This is a genomic window from Streptomyces recifensis, assembly GCF_002154615.1.
In the GTDB taxonomy this organism is placed as follows: Bacteria; Actinomycetota; Actinomycetes; order Streptomycetales; family Streptomycetaceae; genus Streptomyces; species Streptomyces griseoluteus.
In genome coordinates, this window is record NZ_MUNH01000145.1 from 1 (window position 1) to 25,329 (window position 25,329).

Genomic DNA, 25,329 nt, shown 5'->3' on the forward strand with positions numbered 1-25,329 from the left:
CGGCGACCGCCGCCTCGTCGACGGCGAGTTCATGGGCGCGGCCGGTGACCCGGCTGACGGTCAGCAGCGCCGCCTGGGGGTGGGCGACGTAGGCGGCGTGGATGCGGGTGCCGATGGCGCGCAGGTCGGCGCGCCAGCGGCCGGTGCGTCGCCAGCCGTCCAGGGCCTGGCCGATCAGGGCGTCCCCGATGGCCAGGGTGAGGTCGTCCATGCCCCGGAAGTACCGGTAGAGGGTGCTGGGGTCGCAGTCGAGGGCGAGGCCGAGGCGGCGCGCGGTGAGCCCGGCGCTGCCGTGCTCGCGCAGCAGCCGCAGCGCGGTGGTGACGATCAGTTCCTCGGTGAGCACGGTGCCGCTGCGGGTGGGCCGGCGCCTGCGGCGCTTCTCCTCGGGCACGACGGGTTTGGGCACGGCGGGGCCCTCTCTCTGCGGTCCTGGCGGTCCTTATGCCAACGCCATTGACCTTAACGCGCCGTGGGGCGTTGGATTCACGGCAAGGCGCGCCTGTCCCGTTCTCGTTCTCCGTCCGTGTCAGGCAGGGAGTTTCCGTCATGCGTGTACTGCTCGTGGGCGCCGGTGGTGTGGGCACCGCCGTCACCCGGATCGCGGCCCGCCGTCCGTTCTTCGACCTCATGGTGGTGGCCGACTACGACCCCGCCCGCGCGGAGGCGGCCGTCGCGGCCCTCGGCGCGGACGCGGACCGGTTCGTACCTGAGCGGGTGGACGCGGCCGACGAGGCGGCGGTCGCCGGGCTGCTCGCCCGGCACGGCTGCGACGTGCTGCTGAATGCCACCGACCCCAGATTCGTGATGCCGCTGTTCCGGGCCGCCCGCGAGGCGGGGGCCACCTATGTCGACATGGCGATGTCGCTGTCCCGGCCGCACCCGGAGCGCCCGTACGAGGAGTGCGGGGTGAAGCTCGGCGACGAGCAGTTCGCGCTCGCCGCCGACTGGGAACGTGCGGGCGCGCTGGCGCTGGTGGGCATGGGCGTGGAGCCCGGTCTGTCCGACGTGTTCGCCCGGTACGCGGCGGACGAGCTCTTCGACACCGTCGAGGAGATCGGCGTCCGCGACGGCGCCAACCTCACCGTGGACGGCTACGACTTCGCTCCCTCCTTCAGCATCTGGACCACGATCGAGGAGTGCCTGAACCCGCCGGTGGTCTACGAGGAGGGGCGCGGCTGGTTCACCACCGAGCCGTTCAGCGAGCCGGAGGTGTTCGACTTCCCCGAGGGCATCGGCCCGGTGGAGTGCGTGAACGTCGAGCACGAGGAGGTCCTGCTGATACCGCGCTGGACGGACGCGCGGCGGGTCACCTTCAAGTACGGGCTGGGCCGCGAGTTCACCGACACGCTGCGCACGCTGCACCAACTGGGCCTGGACCGCACCGTTCCGGTGACCGTGCCGGGTCCGGACGGTCCGGTGGCGGTCTCGCCGCGTGACGTGGTGGCCGCCGGGCTGCCCGACCCGGCGACGCTGGGCGACCGGATGCGCGGCAAGACCTGCGCGGGCACCTGGGTCCGGGGCACCAAGGACGGGGCGCCGCGCGAGGTGTATCTCTACCACGTGGTGGACAACGAGTGGTCGATGGCCGAGTACGGCTCCCAGGCCGTGGTCTGGCAGACGGCCGTGAACCCCGTCGTCGCCCTCGAACTCCTCGCCACCGGCGCCTGGTCGGGCGCGGGCGTGCTGGGCCCGGAGGCCTTTCCCGCCCGCCCCTTCCTCGACCTGCTGACCGCGTACGGCTCCCCGTGGGGGCTGCGGGAGCAGTGACCGTCAGGCGGTCTTCGGCTTGCCCTTGGTGTAGAGCCAGGTGTGCAGCACCGGGGCGACCTTCTTGCCGGACTCCTTCTCGGCGAGCCGGGTGAACTGCTCGGTCGTGCCGTGGCCGTCGCGGTGCTGGGCGGCCCAGGCGCGCAGGATGCGCAGGAAGGCACGGTCGCCGACGGTCTTGCGCACCTGGTGCAGGGCCATCGCGCCCCGGTCGTAGACGGGGTCGCCGAAGATCTTGCCGCCGTCGCCGGGGTTGCCGGGCGGGTAGGCCCACAGCTTGTCCTTGGCGGGGCGGGCGTAGAGGCCGTCGAAGGTCTTCTGGGCGCTGTCGCCGCCGTGCTGCTCCTCGTAGAGCCACTCGGTGTAGCTGGCGAAGCCCTCGTTGAGCCAGATGTCCTGCCACTTCGTCAGCGAGACGGAGTCACCGAACCACTGGTGGGCGGTCTCGTGCACGAGGGTGTCCAGGTCGGGCGCCGAGCTGTACACCGGGCGGGTCTGGGTCTCCAGGGCGTAGCCGACGTCCGGGGCGTGGTCGACGATCGAGCCGGCCGCCCGGTAGGGGTAGGGGCCGAACAGTCCGGCCTCCCACTCCAGCACCGCGGGCAGCTTCTTCGTCACCGGGTCGGCGGCCCGGGCCTCCCGGGGGTCGACGGCGTCGTAGAGCTGGACGCCGCCGGGCAGGGTGCCGCGCCGGACCGTGAAGGTGCCGACGGTGGCGGTGGCGAGGTAGGCGGCCATGGGCTCGGCCTGGTGCCAGCGGAAGGTGGTGCGGCCGTGCTCGGTGCGCTGCCCGCGCAGCACGCCGTTGGCGACGGCGGTACGGCCCTCGGGCACGGTGATGGTGAAGTCGTACGACGCCTTGTCCAGCGGGTGGTTGTTGGCCGGGAACCAGGTCATGGCGCCCTGCGGCTGGCCCGCGACGAAGGCGCCGTCGTCGGTGGGAATCCAGCCGTCGGCCGAGCCGTCGGGGTCGGTGACCGGCTTCGGGGTGCCCTGGTAGCGGACGGTGACCTTGAATTCCTGTCCCTCGCGCAGGGTGCTCTTCGGGGTGACGACGAGTTCCTGGCCCTTGCGGGTGAAGCGGGCGTCCTCGCGGCCGACGCGCACGGAGGTCACCGTGAGGCCGCTCAGGTCCAGGTCGAAGCGGCCAAGGCGCTGGGTGGCACGGGCGGTGAGGACGGCGGTGCCGTCCAGGTGCCGGCCGGCCGTGGCGTAGCCGAGGGTGAGGTCGTAGTGGCGTACGTGGTAGCCGCCGTTGCCGCTCAGCGGGAAGTACGGGTCGCCGGCGCCCGGTGCTCCGGTGGTGCCGGAGCCGAGCGGAGCGGCGGCGCCGAGGAGGGCGGCGACCGCGAGGGGGACCGTGGCGAGGACGGTCTCGCGCCGGAGGAGGGCGGTGCGGCGTCGTGCGGCCGGGCGGCGGGAGGACGTCACGTGCGCTCCTTCGGGACGACGATGATCGCTCCGCCACAGACTAGGGCGCCGGACCCCCGGCTGTCCTGCGCTCCCGGGCACCGCGCCGACGGGGAGCCGGCCGGCCCGAGGGCCCTCGGCACCCTGCCGGAGCAGACCGCCGGGGGCCCGGTCGCGCCGCCTCAGCCGGTCTGCCGGGCCGCCGCCCTGCCCGCGGCGCGGCCGGAGAACAGGCAGCCACCGAGGAAGGTGCCCTCCAGCGCGTTGTACCCGTGCACCCCTCCCCCGCCGAAGCCGGCCACCTCGCCGGCCGCGTAGAGCCCGTCGACGGGACTGCCGTCGAGGCCCAGGGCGCGGGAGTCGAGGTCGGTCTGGATGCCGCCGAGGGTCTTGCGGGTCAGCACACGCAGCCGGACCCCGATCAGCGGGCCCGCCTCGGGGTCGAGGATGCGGTGCGGGGAGGCGACCCTGCCGAGCCGGTCCCCGATGTAGCGGCGGGCGTTGCGGATGCCCTGGACCTGGGAGTCCTTGCTGTAGGGGTTGGCCATCTGGAGGTCGCGGGCCTCGATCTGGCCGCGCACCTCGGCCGGGTCCAGCAGCGCCTCGCCGGTGAGGCCGTTCATCCTGGCCACCAGTTCCTCCAGGGTGCCGGCGGTGACGAAGTCCTCGCCCTTGTCCAGGAAGGCCTGCACCGGCCCCGGGGCGCCCTTGCCCAGCACCCGGTCGCGGAGCACGGCCTTGCGGTCCTTGGCGGTGATGTCGGGGTTCTGCTCGGAGCCGGAGAGCGCGAACTCCTTCTCGATGATCTTCCGGGTGAGGACGAACCAGGAGTGGTCGTGCCCCGCGATGTCCTCGGTGGTGCGCAGATGGCGCAGGGTGCTCAACGTGTCGTAGCCGGGCAGACAGGGGTCGGGCAGGCGGCGGCCGCGCGCGTCGAGCCAGATGGAGGAGGGGCCGGGCAGGACCCGGATGCCGTGGCCGGGCCAGATCGGGTCCCAGTTGGCGAGGCCCTCGGTGTAGTGCCACATGCGGTCCCGGTTGACCAGCCGCACCCCGGCCTCCGCGCTGATGTCGAGCATGCGGCCGTCGACGTAGGCGGGGACGCCGGTGACCATGTCGGCCGGGGGCGTGCCGAGCCGCTCGGGCCAGTAGCGGCGGACGATGTCGTGGTTGGCCCCGATGCCGCCGGTGGTGAGGACGACGGCCTGCGCGGTCAGCTCGAACTCCCCGGCCGTCTCCCGGTTGGAGGCGACACCGCGCGGCGAGTCGTCCGGAGCCAGCAGGGTGCCGCGTACCCCGCGCGCGGTGGTGCCGTCGATGAGCAGTTCGTCCACGCGGTGCCGGTGGTAAAAGGTCAGCAGCCCGTCCCGCGCCGCCTGCCGGGCGTACCGCACGAAGGGCTCGACCACGCCGGTACCGGTCCCCCAGGCGACGTGGAAGCGGGGTACGGAGTTGCCGTGGCCGTCGGCGCGCAGGTCGCCGCGCTCGGCCCAGCCGACGGTGGGCAGCAGCTCGATGCCGTGGCCGCGCAGCCAGGACCGCTTCTCCCCGGCCGCGAACTCGACGTAGGCGCGGGCCCAGCGCACCGCCCAGGAGTCCTCGTCGTCGATCCGGTCGAAGCCGGCGCTGCCCCGCCAGTCGTTCCAGGCGAGGTCGAGGGAGTCCTTGACGCCGAGGCGGCGCTGTTCGGGCGAGTCGACCAGGAAGAGGCCGCCGAAGGACCAGAACGCCTGGCCGCCGAGGTTGGCGGCGTTCTCCTGGTCCAGCAGGGCCACCTTCCGGCCGCGGCTGGTGAGTTCGTGCGCCGCGACCAGGCCGGCCAGGCCCGCTCCCACGACTATGACGTCCGCGTCCATGGAGTCCTCGTCCTTCGTTCCAGCGTTCATTCCGGGTCGCCGCTGCCGGACAGCAGCGGCGTGAGCAGGTGTTTCAGCCAGTCGCGGGCGGCGTCGACGTCCTTGTCCAGCAGGAGCTGGACGGTGACGCCGTCGTAGGCGGCGACGACCGCGCGGGCGGCCGCGTCCACTCCGCCGGGCGGGGTGGCGGTGGCCTCGGCCCGCCGGAGCCGGTCGGCGACGGCCTCGCGCAGCCGGGCGCGGTGCCGGAGCAGGGTCCCGGCGACGGCCGGGTCGCGGGCGGCGTGCACCAGGAAGTCGGTCTTCACCAGCAGCCAGTCCACGTCGAGGAGGAGCACCTCCGCGACGCGGTCCACGGAGGCGGCCACGTCCAGCGCGGGGCCGTCCTGGGCGAGCGCCTCGGCGACCTGGGCGGCGATGAGGTCGGCGCGCTCCTGGTACAGGGCGAAGAACAGCTCGTCGAGCGTGGCGAAGTTGGAGTAGAAGGCTCCCCGGCTGTATCCGGCGGCCTCGCAGACCTCCTCGATGGAGACCCGCCCGAACCCCTTGGCCGCGAACACCGCGAAGGCGGCGGCGAGCAGTTCGGCCCGCGTCCGCGCCCGCCGCTTGGTGACCCGCGGCGCCTTCTCCTCGGCCGTCATCGCCCGCACCTCGCTTTCGATACAGGAACGTATCCGATACATCGACGTATCGAAAGAGCCGCGCAAGACCGGTCTGTGCGAGAGGGCACCCATGATCGATAGAACACATTTTCGATTCAGGAGTAGGCTGTCCCCATGTCCACGCACCTCCAGAGTTCGCTGTTCGACCAGGCCGACGAGCTGAGCCTCGGCCCTCTCGACGGGCTGGAGCGGACCGCTCTGGGCTCCGGGGCCTGGATCGACGTGCTGCCGGGCTGGCTGAGCGGGGCCGACGCGCTGTTCGAACAGCTCGCCGCGGAGGTCCCCTGGCGGGCCGAGCAGCGCCGGATGTACGACAACGTGGTGTCCGTACCGCGCCTGCTGTCCTTCTACCGTGACCGGGACCCGCTCCCCCACCCGGTGCTGGACGAGGCCCGGGAGGTGCTCTCGTCGCACTACGGGCCGGAGCTGGGCGAGCCCTTCGCCACGGCCGGGCTGTGCTACTACCGCGACGGCCGGGACAGCGTGGCATGGCACGGCGACCGGATCGGGCGCGGCAGCCGTGAGGACACGATGGTCGCCATCCTCTCGGTCGGCGCCCCACGCGATCTGCTGCTGCGTCCGGCGGGCGGTGGCCCGGTGGCCGTGCGCCGGCCGCTCGGGCACGGCGACCTGATCGTGATGGGCGGCTCCTGCCAGCGCACCTGGGAGCACTGCGTCCCCAAGTCGGCGCGCGCCGCCGGGCCCCGGATCAGCATCCAGTTCCGCCCTCGCGGGGTGCGCTGACCCCGGCATCTGGTTGGCTGACGCCGGTCAGGTCATCGGCCGGAATCCGAGGGGAACATGCGGGCACAGACAGAGCAAGTCGCGGACGGCGTCCACCTGGTGCGGGGGCACCACGTCAACTGGGTGATCCTGAAGGACGGTGCGGACGTCACGCTCATCGACACCGGGTATCCGGGAGACCGGCACGCACTGCTCGACTCCCTTGCCGCCGTGGGCAGTTCACCCGAAGCGGTGACGGCCGTGCTGGTCACCCACGCCCACAACGACCACCTGGGCTCGGCCGAGTACCTGCGCGCCGCCCACGGCACGCCGGTGCTGCTGCATCCGGCCGAGGTGCCGCACGCCCGGCGGGACTTCCTCCAGCAGTGCTCGATCGGTGACGTGGTGCGCAACGCCTGGCGGCCCGGTGTGCTGCCGTGGGCGGTACAGGTGGTCAAGGCGGGCGGCACCGAGCACAATCCGGTGGTGAAGCCCGAGCCGTTCGAGTCGGGTGGGGCACTCGATCTGCCGGGGCACCCGGTGCCGGTGCACACGCCGGGCCACACCGGCGGGCACTGCGCCTACCATCTGCCCGAGGCCGGCGTCGTGATCTCCGGCGACGCCCTGATCACCGGGCACGCGACCTCCCGCGTCCGGGGCCCGCAGATGCTGCACGGCTTCTTCCACCACGAGACGGACCGGGCCGTGACCTCGCTGGCGCTGATCGCCGAACTTGCGGGCGACGTGCTGCTGCCCGGCCACGGCCCGCTGTACCGGGGCCCGGTGCGGGCCGCCGCCGAGCGGGCCCGCGACCGAGCGTCCTGACCGTCAGGCCGGGTCGTCGGCGGGCCGGTCCTGCGGGACGACGGCGACCGGGCTGCCCGCGTGGTGCAGCACGCCGTGCGCGACCGAGCCGATCCGCGCGCCGACCGCCGTGCGGCGCGCCCGGCGGCCCACCACGAGGAGTTGGGCACGCGTCGCCTGGGAGACGAGCACCTGTCCGGCGCTGCCCATCTCGACGTGCTCGGCGACGGGCACGCCGGGGAACCGCTCCCGCCAGGGCCGCAGCGCGTCGGCCAGCGCCCGCTTCTCGTACGGTTCGAGGCCGCCCGCCTCGTCCAGCAGCTTGAGCGAGCCGGGACTGTAGGCGAAGACGGGCGGCAGGGTCCAGGCGCGCACCGCGCGCAGGGTGGCGCCGCGGGCGGCCGCCGTCTCGAAGGCGAAGCGCAGCGCGGCGGCGCTGTCCTCCGGGGTGCCGTGCTGGCCGACGACGATCTCCCGTCCGGCGGACTCGGCCTCCGCGCGGTCCCCGGCGCGCACGAGGATCACCGGGCGGGCGGTCTCCGCGACGACCCGGAGGCCGACCGAGCCGAGCAGGAAGCCGACCACCGCGCCGTGCCCGCGGGTACCGAGGACCAGCGCCTCGGCGTCCGCGCCGGCCGCGAGAAGCGCGTCCACCGCGTCGTCCTCGGTCAGCTCCAGGGTCGCGTCCAGGCCGGGGTGCCGTTCGGTGAGGGAACCGACGGCGCGGCCGATGCCCTCCTCGACCCAGGCCCGCTGGGTGTCCCGGTCGGCGGGCAGTTCCCCGATCTCCTCCCAGGCGTGCACCACGCGCAGCGGCAGTCCCCGGCGCACGGCCTCGCGGGCCGCCCAGTCCAGCGCGGCCAGGCTCTCCTCGGTACCGTCCACCCCTGCCGTGATCGGGCGTGTCATGCGTTGGGCCTCCTCGTCGTCCGGCCTGTTCCGTCGTCGCCATGACCCTGCCACAGCCGCCGGGTCCGTCCGCCACCCGACGCCCGGAGCACACCGGCGCGAACCGGGCTAAACGCACATACGATGGGCGAGAACCGTCCCATGCACCCGACCGGCCGGGGTGAGAACGCATGGCAGAGCCGACCGACGCCGCCCGGACCGTCCTGCTGACCGTGGACGACGATCCGGGCGTGTCCCGCGCGGTCGCCCGCGATCTGCGCCGCCGCTACGGCGCGTCGTACCGCGTGGTGCGCGCGGAGTCCGGACCGTCCGCGCTGGAGGCGCTGCGCGAGCTGAAGCTGCGCGGCGACTCCGTGGCGGTGCTGTTGGCGGACTACCGGATGCCGGTGATGAACGGCATCGAGTTCCTGGAGCGCGCGATGGACGTCTATCCGGGCGCGCGGCGGGTGCTGCTGACGGCGTACGCGGACACCGGGGCGGCCATCGACGCGATCAACGTGGTGGACCTGGACCACTATCTGCTCAAGCCCTGGGACCCGCCGGAGGAGAAGCTCTACCCGGTGGTGGACGACCTGCTGGCCGCCTGGCGGGCCGGGGACCACCGGCCGGTGCCGTTCATGAAGGTGGTGGGCCACCGCTGGTCGGCGCGGTCCTCGGAGGTACGGGAGTTCCTGGCCCGCAACCAGGTGCCCTACCGCTGGTACTCGGTGGAGGACCCCGAGGGGCGGCGGCTGCTGGCGGCGGCCGGGCAGGACGGACTGCGGCTGCCGCTGGTGATCACCCCGGACGGCGGGGTGCTGGTCGAGCCCGAGGCCCCGGAACTGGCCGCGCGGGTCGGCCTGGCGACGACGCCGACGGCCGACTTCTACGACCTGGTGGTGATCGGCGGCGGCCCGGCCGGGCTCGGCTCGGCGGTGTACGGGGCGTCGGAGGGGCTGCGCACGGTACTGCTGGAGCGTTCGGCGACGGGCGGCCAGGCCGGGCAGAGCTCCCGCATCGAGAACTACCTCGGCTTCCCCGACGGCGTCTCCGGCGCCCAGCTCACCGAGCGCGCCCGCCGCCAGGCGACCCGGTTCGGCGCGGAGATCCTCACGGCGCGCGAGGTGACGGGACTGGAGGTCAACGGCGCGGCTCGGATCGTGCGGTTCGCGGACGGCTCAGCGATCGGCGCGCACAGTGTGATCCTGGCGACCGGGGTGCAGTACCGGCGGCTGACCGCCGACGGCTGCGCGGGGCTGACCGGCTGCGGGGTGTTCTACGGGTCGGCGCTGACCGAGGCGCCGTCCTGCCAGGGGCACGACGTGTTCATCGTGGGCGGCGCCAACTCGGCCGGGCAGGCGGCGATGTACCTGTCCCGGTTCGCCAAGTCGGTGACGCTGCTGGTGCGCGGGGCCGACGTGTCGGCGTCGATGTCGCACTACCTGGTCCAGCAGATCACCGAGGCTCCGAACATCGCGGTGCGCGCCCGCACGGAGGTGGAGGCGGCCCATGGCTCGGACCGGCTGGAGCGGCTGACCCTGCGCCGGGTGGACACCGGTGAGGCCGACCAGGTCGAGGCGCAGTGGATGTTCGTGTTCATCGGCGCCGCCCCGCTGACCGGCTGGCTGGACGGGACCGTGCGTCTGGACGGGCGGGGGTTCATCCTGGCCGGCCCGGATCTGACCGTGAACGGTGAGCTGCCGGCGGACTGGGAGCTGGACCGGCCGCCGTACCACCTGGAGACCAGTGTGCCGGGCGTGTTCGTGGCGGGCGACGCGCGCGCCGAGTCGGCCAAGCGGGTCGCGTCCGCCGTAGGAGAGGGAGCCATGGCCGTGATGCTCGTCCACCGGTATCTGGAGCAGTCGTGAGCGGGCGGCCGCTGCCGTGCAGCCCCGGTGAGATCGGCACCCTGTTCCTGTTCGAGCGGCTGTCGCCCGATCAGCTGGGACGGCTGTGCCGGGAGGGCCGGGTCGAGCTGTTCGAACCGGGCCCGGTCTACACCGAGGGCGACCCGGCGACCTGCTTCTACGTGCTGATCGAGGGCGCGGTCGTGCTCTCGCGGCGGATCGGCGCCGAGGACGTGGAGGTGTCCCGGACCTCCCAGCGCGGGGTGTACGGCGGCGCGATGCAGGCGTATCTCGGGGACAGGGTGCGGCAGTTGTACAACAACTCGATGCGGGTGACGGAGCCGACACGGTTCTTCGTGCTGCCTGCTCAGGTGTTCGCGGAGGTCATGCGGGCCTGGTTCCCGATGGCGGTGCATCTGCTGGAGGGGCTGTTCTTCGGCTCCAAGAGCACCCAGGCCGCCATCGGCCAGCGCGAACGGCTGCTGGCGCTGGGCTCGTTGTCGGCGGGGCTCACCCATGAGCTGAACAACCCGGCGGCGGCCGCGGTGCGGGCCACCTCCACCCTGCGGGAACGGGTGGCCCGGATGCGGCACAAGCTGGCGCTCATCGCGGAGGGGCCGTTCTCCCGTGACGCGCTGGCGAGCCTGATCGAGATCCAGGAGCGCACCGCCGAGCGGGTCGCCAAGGCACCGGTGCTCGGTCCACTGGAGGCGGCCGACCGGGAGGACACGCTGGCCGACTGGCTGACCGACCACGGCATCGAGGAGGGCTGGCGGCTCGCGCCGGTGTTCGTTCAGGCCGGGCTGGACGCCGACTGGCTGGAGCGGGTGGCCGCCACGGTGGACCGGGAAATCCTGGGCGGCGCGGTGGGCTGGCTCAACTACACCATCGAGACCGAGCTGTTGATGAACGAGATCGAGGACGCCACCACCCGCGTCTCCCAACTGGTGGACGCCGCCAAGCAGTACACCCAGCTCGACCGGGCCCCGTTCCGCGAGGTGGACGTGCACGAACTCCTCGACAGCACCCTGCTGATGCTGTCCGGCAAGCTCGGCCCGCACATCGAGGTGGTGCGCAGTTACGACCGTACGCTGCCCTCGCTGCCGGGTTATCCGGCGGAGCTGAACCAGGTGTGGACCAACCTGATCGACAACGCGGTGTCCGCGATGACCCAGGACGGCGGCGGGGGCACGCTGACCGTGCGGACGGCGCGGGACGGGGAGTCGGCGCTGGTGGAGTTCGCGGACACCGGCCCCGGTGTGCCGCCGGAGATCCGGGAGCAGATCTTCGACCCGTTCTTCACCACCAAGCCGGTCGGCGCGGGCACCGGTCTCGGTCTGGACATCTCGCGGCGGATCGTCGTCGACAAGCACCACGGCACCCTGCGGCTGGAGTCGGCCCCCGGCGACACCCGCTTCCAGGTCCGCCTCCCGCTGGCCGCGGACACCGCGTCCGGCGAAACCGACAGAGCCCAGGAGGGCGCATGAGTGAGGACACCGCGATCGACCCGTCCGTGCCGCCGAGCGGTACGGGGTGCGTGGAGTGCGAGAAGGCGGACAGCTGGTGGTTCCATCTGAGGCGCTGCGCGCGGTGCGGGCACATCGGGTGCTGCGACCAGTCGCTGGGCAAGCACGCCACCGCGCACTACCGGGAAACCGGCCATCCGGTGCTGCGCAGCTTCGAGCCGGGCGAGGGCTGGTTCTGGGACTACGCCACCGAGGAACTGTACGAGTCCGGCCCCCCTCTGGCCCCGCCCGAGAGCCACCCGCTCGACCAGCCGGTGCCGGGCCCGGCCGGGCGGGTCCCGGCCGACTGGGTCCGGTTGCTGAGCTGAACCGGCGTCAGCGCCGGCAGTTCCGGCTCGGGCGGTCGACGGCCCCGGCGATGGCGCGCATGCCGTGGTCGCCGGGGTGGAGGTGGTCGCCGCTGTCGAGGTCGGGGCGCAACCGGGCGGGGTCTCGCGGGTCGCGCAGCGCGCGGTCGACGTCGGCGACGGCGTCGAAGTCACCGCCGGTGCGCACCTCGTGGTTGACCTCCCGGCGCACCGCCTCGGCGTCCGGGTCCCACTGGGGCCAGCCCTTGAAGGGGGCGACGGTGGCGCCGACCACGCACAGGCCCGCCGCGTGGGCCCTTTTGGTGATCTCCCGGTAGCCCGCGACGATCTCGTCCGCGCCGGCGCCATGGTCCGCCTTGAGGTCGTTGACGCCCTCGTAGAGGACCACCGTGCGCACGCCGGGCTGGGAGAGGACGTCCCGCTCCAGCCTGCGTCCGGCGCTCGGGGCGCCGTCGTCGCCGGTGAGGACCCGGTTGCCGGATATCCCTTCGTTGGCGACGCCCGTGCCGTCCGCGCGCAGCCGCCGGGCGAGGTCGTCGGGCCAGCGCCGGTCGCGGCCGGGCGTGGACCCCCAGCCGTCGGTGATGGAGTCCCCGAGCGCGACGACCGCGCCGGCGCGGGGGTGGGCGGGGCGGACGGAGACGGCGTCGAGGTACCACCAGGAGCCGGTGGTCGGCGTCCAGCCGGTGGCGCCGTCGCCGCCGGGGTCGGCGTGCCTGCCGAGGTAGGAGGTGGTGAGGGCCGACTCGTGGCCGGTGGCGGGCCCCCGTGCGTCCGGGGTGCGCAGACTGACGGCGAGGCGGGCCCCGGCGGGGATGCGGCCGGGCACCGGGTCGCTCCAGACGGCCCCGCCCTGAGGGACGGAGACGGCGTGCCTGCCGCCGAAGGTGAGCGCCCGGTTGGTGCGCGGCTCGAGCGCGGCACCCTCGGCCTGGAGGCCCGCGTGAACGGCGTCCACGGTGAGGGGGTGGTCCCCGTAGGCGTTGGACAGCCGGACGCGCAGGTCGCTGCCGCCCGCGCTGATCTTGACGATCAGCCGGTAGGCCCGGTCGGCGCCCTGGCCGACGCGCTGAGCGCTCGCGCCCCAGGTGACCACGCCGGAGCCGCGCACGGTGGCCCCGGTCGGCGGGGTCGCCGCCAGGGCGACGGTCGCCTGACCGGTGAGGGTGAGCAGCAGGACGGCGGCCGCCCGCCAGGCTCTCCCCCGGCCGCTCACCCGGCCGGTTCCTTCGTCTGGCCCATGCCTGTGATGGTCCCGCCGACGCCCGCGGCGCGCACCTCGGTACGTTCCGTGTCCGCGTGCGCACAAGGGGGTGTCTTCGAGCGGCCCACCCTCGCAGCGCGTACCGCTGCTCGCTCACGCGGTACGGACAGGTACGTGCGCAGGCCGAAAACGGTATCTAGGGTGGGAAGTGCAGGTTGGTGACACAGCCTGGAACGAGTGGCGAGGCAGGAAGAAACGCACCCGGCCACGACGAGCGGCCACCGCCGCGCGCGGCGCGCGCCGTCGGGTGTTGGGGAGGGACCAAGGCGGTTCTGAACCATGAGGGATGTACATCGGCTTGAGCCCGGTTCGGCGAACCTGGACGACGGCACCGTGTCGGCGGCGTGGGAACGGTTCGTGCGGGGCGAGGACCAGGTCCCGGATGTCCGGCCCCTGGTGGCGATCTCCTGGCACCGCTGCCGAGAGCAGTACCGGGTCGATCCTCACCTCGCAGAGGCTCCGGTGGCCCTCACGGAGCTCGACCACACGCCCGAACACGATGTCGTCATCGCTGACCTGGGTTTTCGTGCTGCCTCCGTGGCACATGAGGTGGGCAGCACCGGTGGCGTCGTCGCTGTCACCGATGCCACCGGCCGGATACTGGCCGAGTGGGGTGACCAGACAACGCTCGCCAGAGCCGACGACCCCAATCTGGCTCCCTGGTTCTCCTGGTCCGAGTGCGCGATCGGCACGAACGGCATGGGCACGGCGCTCGAGGCGCACAGCCCGGTGACGATCAGGGGTGCTGAGCATTGGTGCGAGGCGCTCCACCACTGGGTCTGCGCGGGCATCGCGGTGCGCGACGTGGTGACCAGAGAACCCATCGCGGTCCTGAGTGTCTGCCGCTGGCGCAGCCGGCTTCCCGCGTCCACGGAAAGCTGGCTGGCGAACGCGGCCGCCATGACCCAGTGCCCCCTGAAGAGGCGCGCCCGGGACAGCGGTGCCGAGCTGGTCGCGGCCTACGCCCAGGCCAGGGCGCACTCCGGTGCGGCACTCGCCGCCGTGGACAGCGCGGGCAAGGTGGTGATCGCCGATGCCTTGGCCAGCGTGCTCCTGGGCGTCCCGGCATGCACCCCGGCGGTCGATCCCACGCTGCGATGGACCCCTGGGGTGCCCGAATTGATCACTGCCGCCCGGTACGCCACCAGGCAGGCGGCCCACAACCCTGACTGGGTCGGCACGACGCAGATCTTCGCCCACCTCGCCGACGAGCCGACGTCGATCAGCATCCGACCCGTCTTCTCGTCCGGACGCGTGATCGGCAACCTGGTCGCCTTCGGCGCCTCCGACGGGGCCCAGGTGCCCCAGGCGGACGGGGTCGCGCATCTTCGGGCGCAGCCGCGCCGACTGGTCGCGATCCGGGACAACCGGATGGTGCTGCTGCGGCTGCCGGAAGTCTCCTTCGCCGAATCGCAGGGCAACGACGTGTGGCTCTCCACCGATCAGGGGCGACTGCGAGCGGCCTCGCTGAGCCTGGACAAACTCGAAGGTGAGCTGGCGGATGTCGGCTTCCTGCGGGTGCACCGCCGGTACGTCGTCAACCTCAGCCGCATCAGGGAGATAGAGCGCGGACTGAAGGGCGAGTTGTCTCTGGTCATGGACGACCGGGCGCACGGGATGGTGCCGGTTTCCCGGCGGCACGCGCCGACCGTGCGTCGCGCGCTGGACATCTGAGTGCCCCGGCACGACCCCTGTTCCCGGAAGGAGGAGTCCCGTGTCCGACAGCCCGCACGCCGTTGCCGGCGAGACGAACGAGGGGGGCGGGGGCGGCCTCGGCCTCTCGGCCCCGGCCGGGCACCGCGGTGACGCGATCGGAGGCGCGAGCAACCGCGACTGGTGGCCGGACCAGGTCAACCTGGCGATTCTCCGCAAACACCCCGCCATGGCCGACCCCATGGGCGAGGACTTCGACTACGCCGCGGAGTTCCGGACTCTGGACCTCGACGCCGTGGCGCGGGACGTCGACGAGGTGCTCACGACGTCGCAGGAGTGGTGGCCGGCCGACTTCGGCCACTACGGGCCGCTCATGATCCGGATGGTGTGGCACAGCGCGGGCACCTACCGCATCCAGGACGGCCGTGGTGGCGCCGGCGCCGGCATGCAACGCTTCGCGCCGCTGAACAGCTGGCCGGACAACCGCAATCTCGACAAGGCGCGCCGGCTGCTCTGGCCGGTGAAGAAGAAGTACGGCCGCAAGATCTCCTGGGCCGACCTGATGATCTTCGCGGGCAACCGCGCCCTGGAGACGATGGGCCTCACGACCTTCGGTTTCGCCGGCGGCCGGGCGGACGTGTGGGAGCGCGACGAGGACGTCTACTGGGGCCCCGAGCAGGTCTGGCTCGGCGACGAACGTCACGGCGGCGTCCGGCAACTGGAGAACCCTCTGGCCGCCGACCAGATGGGCCTCATCTACGTCAACCCGGAGGGACCGAACACCGTCCCGGACCCGCTCACCGCGGCCCGGGACATCCGCGAGACGTTCCGGCGCATGGGGATGAACGATCAGGAGACCGTCGCGCTGATCGCGGGCGGCCACACGTTCGGCAAGACCCACGGCGCGGCGGACCCGGTCGCCCACCTCGGCCCCGAACCCGAGGGCGCCCCGCTCGAGCAGCAGGGCTTGGGCTGGAAGAGCAGCTATGGCACCGGAAAGGGCAGGGATGCCATCTCCAGTGGGCTCGAGGGGACGTGGACCCCCACCCCGACGACATGGGACAACCGCTTCTTCGAGACGCTGTTCGGCTATGAGTGGGACCTGGAGCTGAGCCCCGCCGGTCTGTGGCAGTGGATCCCGAGAGACGGCGGCGGGGCCGGCACCGTGCCGGACGCCCACGACCCGTCGACGACCCACGCCCCGACGATTCTGACGACGGACCTCGCGCTGCGGTCGGACCCCGTCTACGAGTCGATCTCGCGACGCTTCCTGGAGAACCCGGACCAGCTCGCGGACGCGTTCGCCCGGGTCTGGTTCAAGCTGACGCACCTCGACATGGGCCCGATCCACCGCTACCTCGGACCGCTGGTTCCCCGCGAGACGCTGCTCTGGCAGGACCCGGTCCCTGCCGTGGACCACGTGCTCGTCGGGGCGGCGGACATCGCCGCGCTCAAGAGCCAGGTCCTCGCCTCCGGGCTGTCCGTCTCCCAACTCGTCTCGACCGCCTGGGCGTCGGCCTCGACGTTCCGCCTCAGCGACAGGCGTGGCGGGGCGAACGGGGCCCGCATCCGCCTCGAACCGCAGCGGGACTGGGAGGTCAACGACCCCGACACGCTGGCACAGGTGCTGCACACCCTGGAGGGGATCCAGGAGTCCTTCGACAGCTGCCAGGCAGGCGGCAAGAGGATCTCGCTGGCCGACCTCATCGTGCTCGGCGGATCCGCCGCCGTCGAGCATGCAGCCAGGACCGCCGGCCACGACGTCCAGGTCCCCTTCAGTCCGGGACGCACGGACGCCACGCAGGAGTGGACCGACGCGGAGTCCTTCGCCCCGCTCGAGCCGACCGCGGACGGGTTCCGCAACTACCGCGGCAAGGGCGGCCGGTTGCCGTCGGAGCACCTGCTGGTCGACCGCGCGAACCTGCTGGGCCTGAGCGTGCCCGAGATGACCGTCCTCGTGGGTGGCCTGCGGGTGCTGGGCGCCAACCACCGGCAGTCGCCGCTGGGCGTCTTCACCGCGGCGCCCGGTTCGCTGACCAACGACTTCTTCGTGAATCTGCTCGACGCGGACACGGAATGGCAGCCGACGTCCGCGACCGCGGAAGCCTTCGAGGGACGCGACCGCGCCACCGGCGAGGTCAAGTGGACCGGCAGCCGCGTCGACCTCGTCTTCGGCTCCAACTCCGAGCTGCGTGCCGTCGCGGAGGTCTACGCGAGCGACGACGCACGGGAGAAGTTCGTGCGGGACTTCGTCGCCGCGTGGACCAAGGTCATGGACCTCGATCGGTACGACCTCGCCTGATCGACGCGTCGCAGTGCGGCGCGACTGCTCTCAACGGCGGCACATCGGGTCCGAACGGCAGCCGGTCGCGAACGAACGGTATGAGCCGGCCCGAACCAGGGGTCGCCTTGTCGCTGTGATCCGTCCGGCGTAGCGTCTTTCCTGACCACCGATTTCGCATCCTTTCCGGTGCTATTCATTCGGCGTGGCGCGCTCCTTTGGCACCGGTTGCAGCCGGGTATCAGGCGATACCCGAAGGGGAATTTCGCGGTGCGTGCGGCCGGGCTGTGACGTGCCGCCTTCAGCGTGCCCGATGCGGAATGAACAGAGATTCGGGATGAGGGGAGTGAAGCCCCGATGACGACCGCGCAGGAGCGAGCCGACCTGCTGGACAGGATCGGGCTGGACGCACAGAACAAAGCCACGCTGGGACAGGTGCTGTGCACCGGAAGTGTGGGGGAGGCCACCGAGGGATCGGAAGGCCGCATGCAGGCCACCATTCGTATCCGGCCGGATGAGCTGACCTGGGACCCCTCCATTCTGGTCATGCCCCATGGCGGTGATATCGAACTCGAGCTCGTCAATGACGACGACAACACGCACTGCGCGCTTCTGCCGAGCAATGGCGACCGGAAGTTCATCTGGCTGGTGAACCATTCGCGAGGACAGGCGCACCTCAACCTCGACGGGCCTGGCTACTACTGGTTCAGCTCGCCCACGGGCAATGACGAGGGCCGGGGACTGACCGGTGCCATCGTCGTCCTGGGGGACGCTCCGCCGGAGGCTCGCCTCGACCGTCCCGAACAGCCGCGGCCGTAGGAAGAAGGAGGAGGAGGAAATGACCACCGTCGACTACGTGGACGCGGGAGAGGCTGTCGACCAGGGGAAGCTGAGCGGCAAGGTCGCGGGCGGGGACGTCGCGCCGCCGGTAGTGGCCGGCGTCGACTACGAGCGCATACTCAGCGCCGGCGAGGAACCGCAGAACTGGCTCACCTACTACGGCGCCTACAACGGCCAGCGGTACAGCCCGCTGGACCAGATCAACACGGAGAACGTCAAGCGCCTCGTCCCCGCATGGGTCTTCCAGGCAGGCACGACCGGCCTGATCGCGGGCGCGTCGACCTATTCGTTCGAGGCCGCCCCGATCATCGTCGACGGCGTCATGTTCCTCTCCGGCTGGGACGGCTGGGTCTGGGCCCTCGACGCGAAGACGGGTGTGGAGATCTGGCGGTACAAGCATGCGGTGCCCTTCGACGTGTCCTTGTGCTGCGGGAACGTGAACCGAGGGGTGGCCGTGGCTCAGGGAAAGGTCTTCTTCGTCACGGCGAATGCCCGCCTGCTCGCGCTCGACGCCACCACCGGCAAGCGGGTCTGGGAACAGACCTACGGAGACGTCCGGGCCGGGGAGAGCGCCACGGTCGCCCCGCTGATCGTCAAGAACATGGTCATCGTCGGGAGTTCCGGCGGTGAGTTCGGCGTACGCGGCCACCTCGACGCGTTCGACCTCGAAACCGGCGAGCACCAGTGGCGCTGCTACACGGTGCCGAAGCCGGGGGAACCCGGTTCGGAGACCTGGCCGGCAGACGGCGAGGCCTGGGCACGGGGCGGGGCCAACTGCTGGGTCACCGGCACCTTCGACCCGGAGACGAACCTGCTGTACGTCGGCACCGGCAACCCGGCGCCCGACTTCGACGGAGGCGTCCGCGAGGGCGACAACCTCTACACCGACAGTGTCATCGCCGTCGATGTGGACAGCGGACAGATCCGCTGGCACTACCAGTGCACCCCGCACGACCTGTGGGACTACGACAGCATCGCCGAGTGCATCCTGTTCGAGCAGGACGGGCGCAAACTGCTCGGGCACTTCGACAAGAACGGCTATTTCTTCGTCCTCGACCGCACGAGCGGCGAGAGGGTCGGGATCACTCCCTTCGTCGACCGCATCACCTGGGGGGCGATCACGAGGGACGGCCAGGTGACGGCCAAGGTGTACCCGGACAAGGAGGGAGAACCGGTCCACTTCTACCCGGGTCCGGCCGGCGCCAAGGAATGGACCCACGCGTCCTACAGCCCGAAGACCGGGCTCTTCTACGTCCCGGTCCAGGACACCGGTGCCACGGCGACCCGGCGGCGCCGGGAGTTCAAGGAGAGCATCCCCTACTGGGGCGCGGGCGTTCAGGTGGACATCGAGGACATGGCGGGGTCCGTCAGCGCCTTCGACGCCACCGGCGAGGAGAAGTGGCGCTGGCGCAACGAACTCCCCATGTGCGCCTCTACGCTGGCCACCGGCGGTGACCTGGTGTTCGCCGGTGAACCATCCGGGGAGTTCAACGCGCTCGACGCCCGCACCGGGGAGCTGCTGTGGCAGTTCCAGTGCGGAAGCGGCCACCACAGCAGCCCGACCACCTACATGGTCGAGGGCAGGCAGTACGTGGCCGTGCCGGTCGGCTGGGGCGGATGGGCCGAGGGATTCCTCCCCGGCATGCTCGGCGCGGGGCACGGAAGCGCCCTGATCGTCTTCGCCCTCCCGGAACCGTCGTAGCGCGTGGCCGGAGCGTGCCGTGAACCCGGCAGAGAGGAGGTGAATCCATGGAGTCTGAGCGAACTGTGTGGGAGACGCCCGAGTTCGACGAGATCGCAGTCGCGGCCGAGGTGACCATGTACCTCGCTCGGTTGGAGGACTAGCTGACACGGGGCGGCGCCGGACCTGATCAGGCGCCGCCCGACGGCTCGGGAGGTCACGAACGGCGGGCGGGCGACGGCCCGGATCTCGATGAACCATGAACGGAGTGCGAGCGTGTTGGTGCGCGTGCTTGGCTCGGCGGCGGGAGGCGGCTCCCCGCAGTGGAACTGCGGCTGCCCGGTGTGCGTCGCGGTCCGCTCCCGGCCCGGTCTCGCGCGCACCCAGTCGTCGGTCGTGGTCAGCGCCGACCGCCGCCGGTGGTTCCTCATCAACGCCTCGCCCGATGTAGCCACCCAGATCGAGGACTTTCCCGGCCTGCACCCGCACGACGACCGGACCACGCCGCTGGAGGCGGTGCTGCTCACCGATGCCGAACTGGACCACACGCTGGGCCTGCTCCTGTTGCGCGAGGCCCGCGCCCTGCGGCTGTACGCCACACCGGCGGTGCGCAAAACCCTGTCCGACGGCTCGGGGATTCTGCGCACGCTGGAGCGCTACTGCCCGGTCGAGTGGCGGGCAGTGATCCCCGGCACCGGCTTCGCCCTGGCGGACGGGCTGTCCTGCCGGGCGTTCGGCGTACCCACCACCAAGCGCGACCGTTTCGGAGCCGGGGTGGACCACGGCCGCGTCGTGGGCTACCGGCTGACCGACGAGCGCAGCGGGGGAAGTCTGGTGTACCTGCCCTGCGTGCAGTCGCTGACCGCCGCACTGCGCGTGGAGTTCGAGGGGTGCGCGTGCCTGCTGATCGACGGGACCTGCTGGCACGACGACGAACTCATACGGCTCGGCCTCGCCCGCAAGACGTCACGGGAGATGGGCCACCTGCCCATCGACGGCCCGGACGGCAGCCTGGCACAGCTCCCGTCGCTGGGGCTGGGGCGGACGGTCTTCGTGCACATGAACAACACCAACCCGATCCTCCTGGAGGACACGCCGGAGCGACGCACCTTGGAGGAGAGCGGCATGGAAGTGGCCATGGACGGCCTCGAGATCCAGGTGTAGAGCCATGACGACGACAGCCACCACGATCACCCCGACCGGCGCCGACGATTTCGTCGAGACGTTGCGGGCCCACTCGCGTCGCTACCACGACCAGCACCCGTTCCATGTCCGGATGAACGCCGGCCGGCTGAGCCGCCGGCAGATCCGGGGCTGGGTGGCCAACCGCTACTACTACCAGGAGAACATCCCCCGCAAGGACGCCGCGATCCTCTCCACCTGCCCCGACCTGGAAGTCCGTCGCCGCTGGATCCGACGGATCGTCGAGCACGACGGCACTGCCGCGGGCGAGGGCGGCATCGAGGCCTGGCTGCGCCTCGGCGAGGCCGCCGGGCTGACCCGCGAGGAGATCCGGGACCACCGGCACCTGGTACCCGGGGTGCGGTTCGCCGTCGACGCCTACGTGAACTTCGCCCGGACCCGCCCCTGGGTGGAGGCGGTGGCGTCCTCGCTCACCGAGCTGTTCGCGCCCGACCTGATGGCGGCGCGGCTCGCCGCGTTCGAGCGGTGGTACCCGTGGATCGACCCCGAGGGCCTTGCCTACTTCCGCGCCCGCCTGGAGCAGGCGCCACGCGACTGCGAGCACGCCCTCGAGGTGGTCACGGCGCACTGCCTCTCCGCCGAGTCCCAGGCGCGCGCCGTAGACGCCCTGTCGTTCAAGTGTGACGTCCTGTGGGGCCTGATGGACGCCATCGACCGGGCCTACCCGGAGTGACCACCATGGACCCGACCCGTACCGGACCCACCCGGACCCGCAGTACGACCCGGCCCGGCGGAGGGGTGTCCGGATCGGACCGCCCCAAATTGGCGGCTCATGTCCGGCTCACCTTCTCCCGGACGAGGCAGCGCAAGGTCCTGCTGCACCCCGAGACGGTGGTGGTTCTGAACGGCAGCGGCGCGGCCATCCTCGAGCTGTGCGACGGGCGGCACACCGTGACCGAGATCGTGGCCGAACTGGGCGCGCGCTACGAGACCGTTCCCGACGTCGAGGTCCGGCAGTTCCTGGCCCGGCTCGTCGCCCGGCGCTGGGTGGAGCTCACCGATGGATAGCCCCTTCGGGCTGCTCGCCGAGCTCACCTACCGCTGCCCGCTGGCCTGCCCGTACTGCTCCAACCCGCTGAACCTGGCCGACTACCGGGACGAGCTGACCACCGACGAATGGCTGCGGGTGCTGACCGAGGCCGAGGACCTGGGAGTTCTGCAGTGCCATCTGTCCGGCGGAGAACCGCTGCTGCGCCGCGACCTGGTGGAGCTCGTCGCGCACGCCCACGCCCTGGGCCTCTACACCAACCTCATCACCAGCGCCCTCGGGTTCTCCCGTCCAAGGGCCGAGGAGCTGCGGGCCGCCGGCCTGGACCACGTGCAGATCAGCATCCAGGCCGACGAACCGGCCGTGTCCGACCGGATCGCCGGGATCCCCTCCTTCCGACGCAAGATCGAGGCGATGGGCGTGGTCAAGGAGCTGGGCTGGCCGCTCACCATGAACGTGGTGCTGCACCGGCACAACATCGACCGCGTCGCCGACGTGCTCGCTCTGGCCGAGGAGGTGGGCGCGGACCGGGTGGAGCTGGCCAACACCCAGTACTACGGCTGGGCCTGGCGAAACCGTGCCGCGCTGCTGCCGAGCCGCGCCCAGCTCGAGGCGGCCGAGGCCGTCGCACGGGCCGCCGGCGAGCGGTTGCGGGACCGTATGGACATCATCTACGTCATCCCCGACTACTACAGCCGCTACCCGAAGCCCTGCATGGGCGGCTGGGCCTCCCGGCAGCTGACCGTGACGCCGAACGGCGACGTCCTGCCCTGCCCGGCCGCCCAGTCCCTGCCGTTGCCGCGGGCCGGCGTGCGGGAGGACTCACTGAAGCGGATCTGGACCGAGTCCCCGGTGATGACCGCGTTCCGGGGGACCGACTGGATGCCGGAGCCCTGCCGGAGCTGCCCCCGGCGGGAGGTGGACTTCGGCGGGTGTCGCTGCCAGGCGTTCCTGCTCACCGGCGACGCCGCCCGCACGGACCCGGTCTGTCACCTGTCGCCCGACCACGACCTGGTCACCCGGGCGGTCGAGGCCGCCAACGCCGGCTCGCGGGACGACGGCCTTCCGCTGGTTCCCCGCCCGCACCGACCCGGTACGCCACCTGTCGCCCGGTCAGGACCTGGCCGGCCGGGGGGTCGAGGCCGCCCGGGCTGACTCACGGCCGACGATCTTCCGCTGATCCCTGCCTGCTTTCCGGTGGAGAGCGGGCCGACCCCTGCTCCCCAGGTCGAGTGAGCGGGCTAGCCGCCGAACCACAACGGCAGCGCCGCGGCGGCGATGATCAGGGTGATCCCGCTCAGTAGGTCCGAGCGGACCCGGATGAGGCGCGCCGCGGCCCGCCCGAGCAGCAGTCCGACCAGCGACAACACTGCCGTCATGGCGCCGAAGACTGCGGCCGAGAACCACGGCGAGAGCCCGAGGACCCCCAGGCTCGCCCCGGCGAACAGGTTGTCCAGGCTCAGCGTCAAGGGGATGCCGAACAGTGCCCAGGGGTGGTCCAACTCGTCCGGTTCGGGCTTCCGGAGCGATGAGATGACGAGGTAGAAACCGTACCCGCCGAGCGCGGCCGCGCCGACGAGATCGGCTACGTCCCCGGCGGACTCCCCGATCTGGCGACCGATCAACAGCCCGACCAGGGGCATGATCGCGTCCCACAGCCCGAAGGTCAGCGCGACCTGCATCGCACGCTTCAGACCGAATGGGACGGTGCCGAGCGCTATCGACACCCGGAAATTGTCGAGACTGAGTACGAAACCCAGGACCAGTATTTCCCAGATCATGACGATGTCGCTACCTCGGTAACCGCCATAATTCATGATATCTCGGATGGTCCAGGACAAAACCCGGTAAGCCGATGCCGGAAGAATTTCCGCCCCTGGTTTCCATAAGGGCTCACCGATTGCACCTACGCACCTCATGGTGCGCATCTCGCAGGTGGGGTTGTTCATGCAGGAGGGGGTATCGGACGCGCCCCGGGAGCCCCGTCCCGCGCGAGCGCGGGACGGGGCCTTGTCGGAGCCGGGGTGCGTCAGCGGGGCGCCGGGGTGTTGGCGGCCTTGACGTTGACCGCGGCCCAGGCCCGGTCGACGGTCCGGTACTCGGTGCTCGTCGCGCCGTACAGGTCCCTGGCCGCGTTCAGCGTCGCCACGCGGGCGTCGTGGAAGTCGGTGGTGGAGACCATGTAGCGGGTCAGGGCGCGGTAGAAGACCGCCGTGGCCTTGGCGCGGCCGATGCCCTTGACGGCGCCGCCGTCGTAGGTCGGCGAGTCGTAGGAGACGCCGCCGATCGTCTTCTTGCCGCTGCCCTCGGCCAGGAGGTAGTACGCGTGCGAGGAGACGCCGGAACCGGCGTGCACCTCGGTGTCGTACGTGGCCTTGGACCAGTAGTCGACCGTGCCCTCCAGCTTGTCCAGGGAGGGGTGGTCGAGGCGGCGCAGGAACTTCTGATTCAGGCCCAGCTTCTCGCCCAGCAGGTAGTTCGGCGGGTTCTTGGCGTTGGCGGCGAAGAACTCCACGTTGGAGCCGAAGATGTCGGCGAGGGACTCGTTGAGCGAGCCCGGTTCCCCGTACTGGTTGCCGTCGCGGTCGACGTAGGTCGGTTCCAGCTTGGCGGTGGCGTCGACCACGCCGTGGGTCAGCTCGTGACCGGTGACGTCGAGGACGACCAGCGGCTTCGTGATCATGTCGTCGCCGTCGCCGTACAGCATGCAGCCGCAGGCGGGGTCCCAGAAGGCGTTGCCGACCCCGCGGCCCCAGTGGACCATCGCGCGGGCGGCCTTGCCGTTGTTGGCGATGCCCGACCGGTTGAAGGTCTTCTTGTAGAAGTCCAGGGTCTTGGTGATGCCGTACTGGGCGTCGGCGGCCGCGCTGTTGCGGTTGCTCGTGCTGCCGTTGCCCCACACGTTGCTGGTACCCGTGATCGCGCTGCCGCCGCCGAAGGACTCGGTGTACTTGCCCTTGGCGTCCCGCGTCTCGGTGTTGTACCGGGTGGGGTCCTTGAGCTGGAAGTGGCCGCGCGAGGTCTGCGTGGTGGTCAGCGGGACACTGCCCACGAACAGGGTCTTGCCGGTGCCGCGCGCGGTCGCCGGGTAGCCCGAGGCGCCCGAGGTGATGCCCGCGAGGAGGCCCGGCGTGCTCTGGGCGGACGTGGACGGGGTGACCGTCTCGCCGTGCGCCCGCAGCGCCTTGCGGAGCTTGGGCGAGAGGAACTCGTCCGCGTCCGGCGTGTTGCTGCGGACATCGCCGGTGACGGCGTCCACGACGACCGTGCGGGTGCCGCTCGCGCCGTCCAGGGCACTGCCGGTGACGGTGACCCGGTAGGCGAGCGCGGTCTCGCCGTCGCGCGCGTCGACGACCAGTTCGGCGGTTCCGGCGTCACCCTCGGCGGCGTCGGCCGCCTTGGCGGCTGCCTGCCTGGGGGTGATCCGGGCGTCGGAGGCTGTGGCCTGTACGGACTGGCCGGCCGCGGTGGTCACGCCCGTGTAGGCGAGCTGCCGGTCGAGGTGGACGACGAGGTCGCCGCCGAGCACCGGCATGCCGCTGTGGGCGCGCTGGAAGCGGACGTGACGGCCGCCCTCGGGGTCGAACATGACGTCCTGCACCCGGAGTTCGTCACCCGTGCCGAC

The 25,329-nt window shown here is 71.8% G+C and carries 23 protein-coding genes; 15 read left to right on the forward strand and 8 right to left on the reverse strand.

What is annotated here, in order from left to right:
- Nucleotides 1-409 (reverse strand): TetR/AcrR family transcriptional regulator (locus CCN33_RS09450; protein WP_140394495.1); only part of this gene is annotated, 409 nt, incomplete at its 3' end.
- Between the two features lie 140 nt (nt 410-549).
- Between CCN33_RS09450 and CCN33_RS09455 the strand changes: the two genes are divergently transcribed.
- Complete coding sequence (locus tag CCN33_RS09455; protein ID WP_086693136.1) at nt 550-1,770, forward strand: saccharopine dehydrogenase family protein; 1,221 nt, start codon at nt 550-552, stop codon at nt 1,768-1,770.
- Nucleotides 1,771-1,773: 3 nt separating this feature from the next.
- Here the strand turns inward: CCN33_RS09455 and CCN33_RS09460 are convergent, their stop codons facing one another.
- From CCN33_RS09460 to CCN33_RS09470, 3 genes are all read right to left on the reverse strand, one after another.
- The gene (locus CCN33_RS09460; protein WP_086693138.1) at nt 1,774-3,201 is read right to left on the reverse strand and encodes a M1 family metallopeptidase; all 1,428 of its coding nucleotides are present in this window, start codon (nt 3,199-3,201) and stop codon (nt 1,774-1,776) included.
- Nucleotides 3,202-3,362: 161 nt separating this feature from the next.
- Nucleotides 3,363-5,036, reverse strand: coding sequence for an FAD-binding dehydrogenase (locus CCN33_RS09465; RefSeq protein ID WP_086693140.1), 1,674 nt, complete (start codon nt 5,034-5,036; stop codon nt 3,363-3,365).
- Between the two features lie 26 nt (nt 5,037-5,062).
- Nucleotides 5,063-5,677, reverse strand: a complete 615-nt coding sequence (locus CCN33_RS09470) for a TetR/AcrR family transcriptional regulator (protein ID WP_086693142.1) — start codon at nt 5,675-5,677, stop codon at nt 5,063-5,065.
- 135 nt (nt 5,678-5,812) lie between these two features.
- Between CCN33_RS09470 and CCN33_RS09475 the strand changes: the two genes are divergently transcribed.
- Complete coding sequence (locus CCN33_RS09475; protein WP_086693144.1) at nt 5,813-6,442, forward strand: alpha-ketoglutarate-dependent dioxygenase AlkB; 630 nt, start codon at nt 5,813-5,815, stop codon at nt 6,440-6,442.
- Nucleotides 6,443-6,499: 57 nt separating this feature from the next.
- Nucleotides 6,500-7,246, forward strand: a complete 747-nt coding sequence (locus CCN33_RS09480; protein ID WP_086693146.1) for an MBL fold metallo-hydrolase — start codon at nt 6,500-6,502, stop codon at nt 7,244-7,246.
- Between the two features lie 3 nt (nt 7,247-7,249).
- Here the strand turns inward: CCN33_RS09480 and CCN33_RS09485 are convergent, their stop codons facing one another.
- Entirely contained in the window at nt 7,250-8,134 is an 885-nt protein-coding gene (locus CCN33_RS09485) for a universal stress protein (RefSeq protein WP_086693148.1), read from the reverse strand.
- A 170-nt stretch (nt 8,135-8,304) separates the two neighbouring features.
- On the opposite strand from CCN33_RS09485, the gene CCN33_RS09490 reads away from it, so the two are divergent.
- Genes CCN33_RS09490 through CCN33_RS09500 form a run of 3 tightly spaced genes read left to right on the forward strand, consistent with a single transcriptional unit; the run spans nt 8,305 to nt 11,794 of the window.
- Nucleotides 8,305-9,981, forward strand: a complete 1,677-nt coding sequence (locus CCN33_RS09490) for an NAD(P)/FAD-dependent oxidoreductase (RefSeq protein ID WP_086693150.1) — start codon at nt 8,305-8,307, stop codon at nt 9,979-9,981.
- Complete coding sequence (locus tag CCN33_RS33495) at nt 9,978-11,447, forward strand: ATP-binding protein (RefSeq protein WP_086693152.1); 1,470 nt, start codon at nt 9,978-9,980, stop codon at nt 11,445-11,447. Before CCN33_RS09490 ends, CCN33_RS33495 begins: the two co-directional genes overlap by 4 nt.
- Nucleotides 11,444-11,794, forward strand: coding sequence for a UBP-type zinc finger domain-containing protein (locus tag CCN33_RS09500; protein WP_086693153.1), 351 nt, complete (start codon nt 11,444-11,446; stop codon nt 11,792-11,794). The genes CCN33_RS33495 and CCN33_RS09500 overlap by 4 nt, the downstream gene beginning before the upstream one ends.
- 7 nt (nt 11,795-11,801) lie before the next feature.
- On the opposite strand, the gene CCN33_RS09505 is transcribed toward CCN33_RS09500, so the two are convergent.
- Nucleotides 11,802-13,010 (reverse strand): SGNH/GDSL hydrolase family protein, encoded by a 1,209-nt coding sequence (locus CCN33_RS09505; protein WP_086693155.1) that lies wholly within the window; start codon nt 13,008-13,010, stop codon nt 11,802-11,804.
- Nucleotides 13,011-13,391: 381 nt separating this feature from the next.
- Here CCN33_RS09505 and CCN33_RS09510 point away from each other — a divergent pair, with 381 nt between their 5' ends.
- The 9 genes from CCN33_RS09510 (at nt 13,392) to pqqE (ending at nt 22,859) form a co-directional block, all read left to right on the forward strand.
- Nucleotides 13,392-14,732 (forward strand): DNA-binding protein, encoded by a 1,341-nt coding sequence (locus CCN33_RS09510; protein ID WP_244173738.1) that lies wholly within the window; start codon nt 13,392-13,394, stop codon nt 14,730-14,732.
- A 40-nt stretch (nt 14,733-14,772) separates the two neighbouring features.
- Complete coding sequence (gene katG / locus CCN33_RS09515) at nt 14,773-17,013, forward strand: catalase/peroxidase HPI (protein ID WP_208621697.1); 2,241 nt, start codon at nt 14,773-14,775, stop codon at nt 17,011-17,013.
- 336 nt (nt 17,014-17,349) lie between these two features.
- Nucleotides 17,350-17,811, forward strand: a complete 462-nt coding sequence (locus tag CCN33_RS09520) for an MSMEG_3727 family PQQ-associated protein (RefSeq protein WP_086693159.1) — start codon at nt 17,350-17,352, stop codon at nt 17,809-17,811.
- A gap of 19 nt (nt 17,812-17,830) precedes the next feature.
- A complete protein-coding gene (locus tag CCN33_RS09525) occupies nt 17,831-19,534 on the forward strand; it encodes a PQQ-dependent dehydrogenase, methanol/ethanol family (protein ID WP_086693161.1) in 1,704 nt (567 codons plus the stop codon).
- Between the two features lie 47 nt (nt 19,535-19,581).
- Nucleotides 19,582-19,677 carry a pyrroloquinoline quinone precursor peptide PqqA gene (gene pqqA / locus CCN33_RS09530; protein WP_086693163.1) on the forward strand — a complete coding sequence of 32 codons (96 nt, stop codon included), beginning with the start codon at nt 19,582-19,584 and terminating at the stop codon, nt 19,675-19,677.
- A 112-nt stretch (nt 19,678-19,789) separates the two neighbouring features.
- Nucleotides 19,790-20,677, forward strand: coding sequence for a pyrroloquinoline quinone biosynthesis protein PqqB (gene pqqB / locus CCN33_RS09535; RefSeq protein WP_086693165.1), 888 nt, complete (start codon nt 19,790-19,792; stop codon nt 20,675-20,677).
- A gap of 4 nt (nt 20,678-20,681) precedes the next feature.
- Nucleotides 20,682-21,389 (forward strand): pyrroloquinoline-quinone synthase PqqC, encoded by a 708-nt coding sequence (pqqC, locus tag CCN33_RS09540; protein ID WP_086693167.1) that lies wholly within the window; start codon nt 20,682-20,684, stop codon nt 21,387-21,389.
- Between the two features lie 89 nt (nt 21,390-21,478).
- Nucleotides 21,479-21,724, forward strand: a complete 246-nt coding sequence (gene pqqD / locus CCN33_RS09545; protein WP_244173739.1) for a pyrroloquinoline quinone biosynthesis peptide chaperone PqqD — start codon at nt 21,479-21,481, stop codon at nt 21,722-21,724.
- Entirely contained in the window at nt 21,717-22,859 is a 1,143-nt protein-coding gene (pqqE, locus tag CCN33_RS09550) for a pyrroloquinoline quinone biosynthesis protein PqqE (protein WP_086693168.1), read from the forward strand. Before pqqD ends, pqqE begins: the two co-directional genes overlap by 8 nt.
- Nucleotides 22,860-22,945: 86 nt before the next feature.
- On the opposite strand, the gene CCN33_RS09555 is transcribed toward pqqE, so the two are convergent.
- Both CCN33_RS09555 and CCN33_RS09560 read right to left on the reverse strand, forming a co-directional pair.
- Nucleotides 22,946-23,485 (reverse strand): manganese efflux pump MntP, encoded by a 540-nt coding sequence (locus CCN33_RS09555; protein WP_086693170.1) that lies wholly within the window; start codon nt 23,483-23,485, stop codon nt 22,946-22,948.
- A gap of 248 nt (nt 23,486-23,733) precedes the next feature.
- A partial coding sequence (locus CCN33_RS09560; RefSeq protein ID WP_107483918.1) for a M4 family metallopeptidase occupies nt 23,734-25,329 on the reverse strand: 1,596 nt, incomplete at its 5' end.

Excerpts from the sequence above, each read along its gene's own strand:
- CCN33_RS09480 (WP_086693146.1), top strand. The coding sequence starts at position 6,500 with ATGCGGGCACAGACAGAGCAAGTCGCGGACGGCGTCCACCTGGTGCGG.
- CCN33_RS09490 (WP_086693150.1), top strand. The coding sequence starts at position 8,305 with ATGGCAGAGCCGACCGACGCCGCCCGGACCGTCCTGCTGACCGTGGAC.
- CCN33_RS09475 (WP_086693144.1), top strand. The coding sequence starts at position 5,813 with ATGTCCACGCACCTCCAGAGTTCGCTGTTCGACCAGGCCGACGAGCTG.
- CCN33_RS09555 (WP_086693170.1), bottom strand. The coding sequence starts at position 23,485 with ATGATCTGGGAAATACTGGTCCTGGGTTTCGTACTCAGTCTCGACAAT.
- CCN33_RS09485 (WP_086693148.1), bottom strand. The coding sequence starts at position 8,134 with ATGACACGCCCGATCACGGCAGGGGTGGACGGTACCGAGGAGAGCCTG.
- CCN33_RS09520 (WP_086693159.1), top strand. The coding sequence starts at position 17,350 with ATGACGACCGCGCAGGAGCGAGCCGACCTGCTGGACAGGATCGGGCTG.
- CCN33_RS09525 (WP_086693161.1), top strand. The coding sequence starts at position 17,831 with ATGACCACCGTCGACTACGTGGACGCGGGAGAGGCTGTCGACCAGGGG.
- CCN33_RS09500 (WP_086693153.1), top strand. The coding sequence starts at position 11,444 with ATGAGTGAGGACACCGCGATCGACCCGTCCGTGCCGCCGAGCGGTACG.
- CCN33_RS09470 (WP_086693142.1), bottom strand. The coding sequence starts at position 5,677 with ATGACGGCCGAGGAGAAGGCGCCGCGGGTCACCAAGCGGCGGGCGCGG.
- pqqE (WP_086693168.1), top strand. The coding sequence starts at position 21,717 with ATGGATAGCCCCTTCGGGCTGCTCGCCGAGCTCACCTACCGCTGCCCG.
- pqqA (WP_086693163.1), top strand. The coding sequence starts at position 19,582 with ATGGAGTCTGAGCGAACTGTGTGGGAGACGCCCGAGTTCGACGAGATC.
- pqqC (WP_086693167.1), top strand. The coding sequence starts at position 20,682 with ATGACGACGACAGCCACCACGATCACCCCGACCGGCGCCGACGATTTC.
- CCN33_RS09455 (WP_086693136.1), top strand. The coding sequence starts at position 550 with ATGCGTGTACTGCTCGTGGGCGCCGGTGGTGTGGGCACCGCCGTCACC.
- CCN33_RS09465 (WP_086693140.1), bottom strand. The coding sequence starts at position 5,036 with ATGGACGCGGACGTCATAGTCGTGGGAGCGGGCCTGGCCGGCCTGGTC.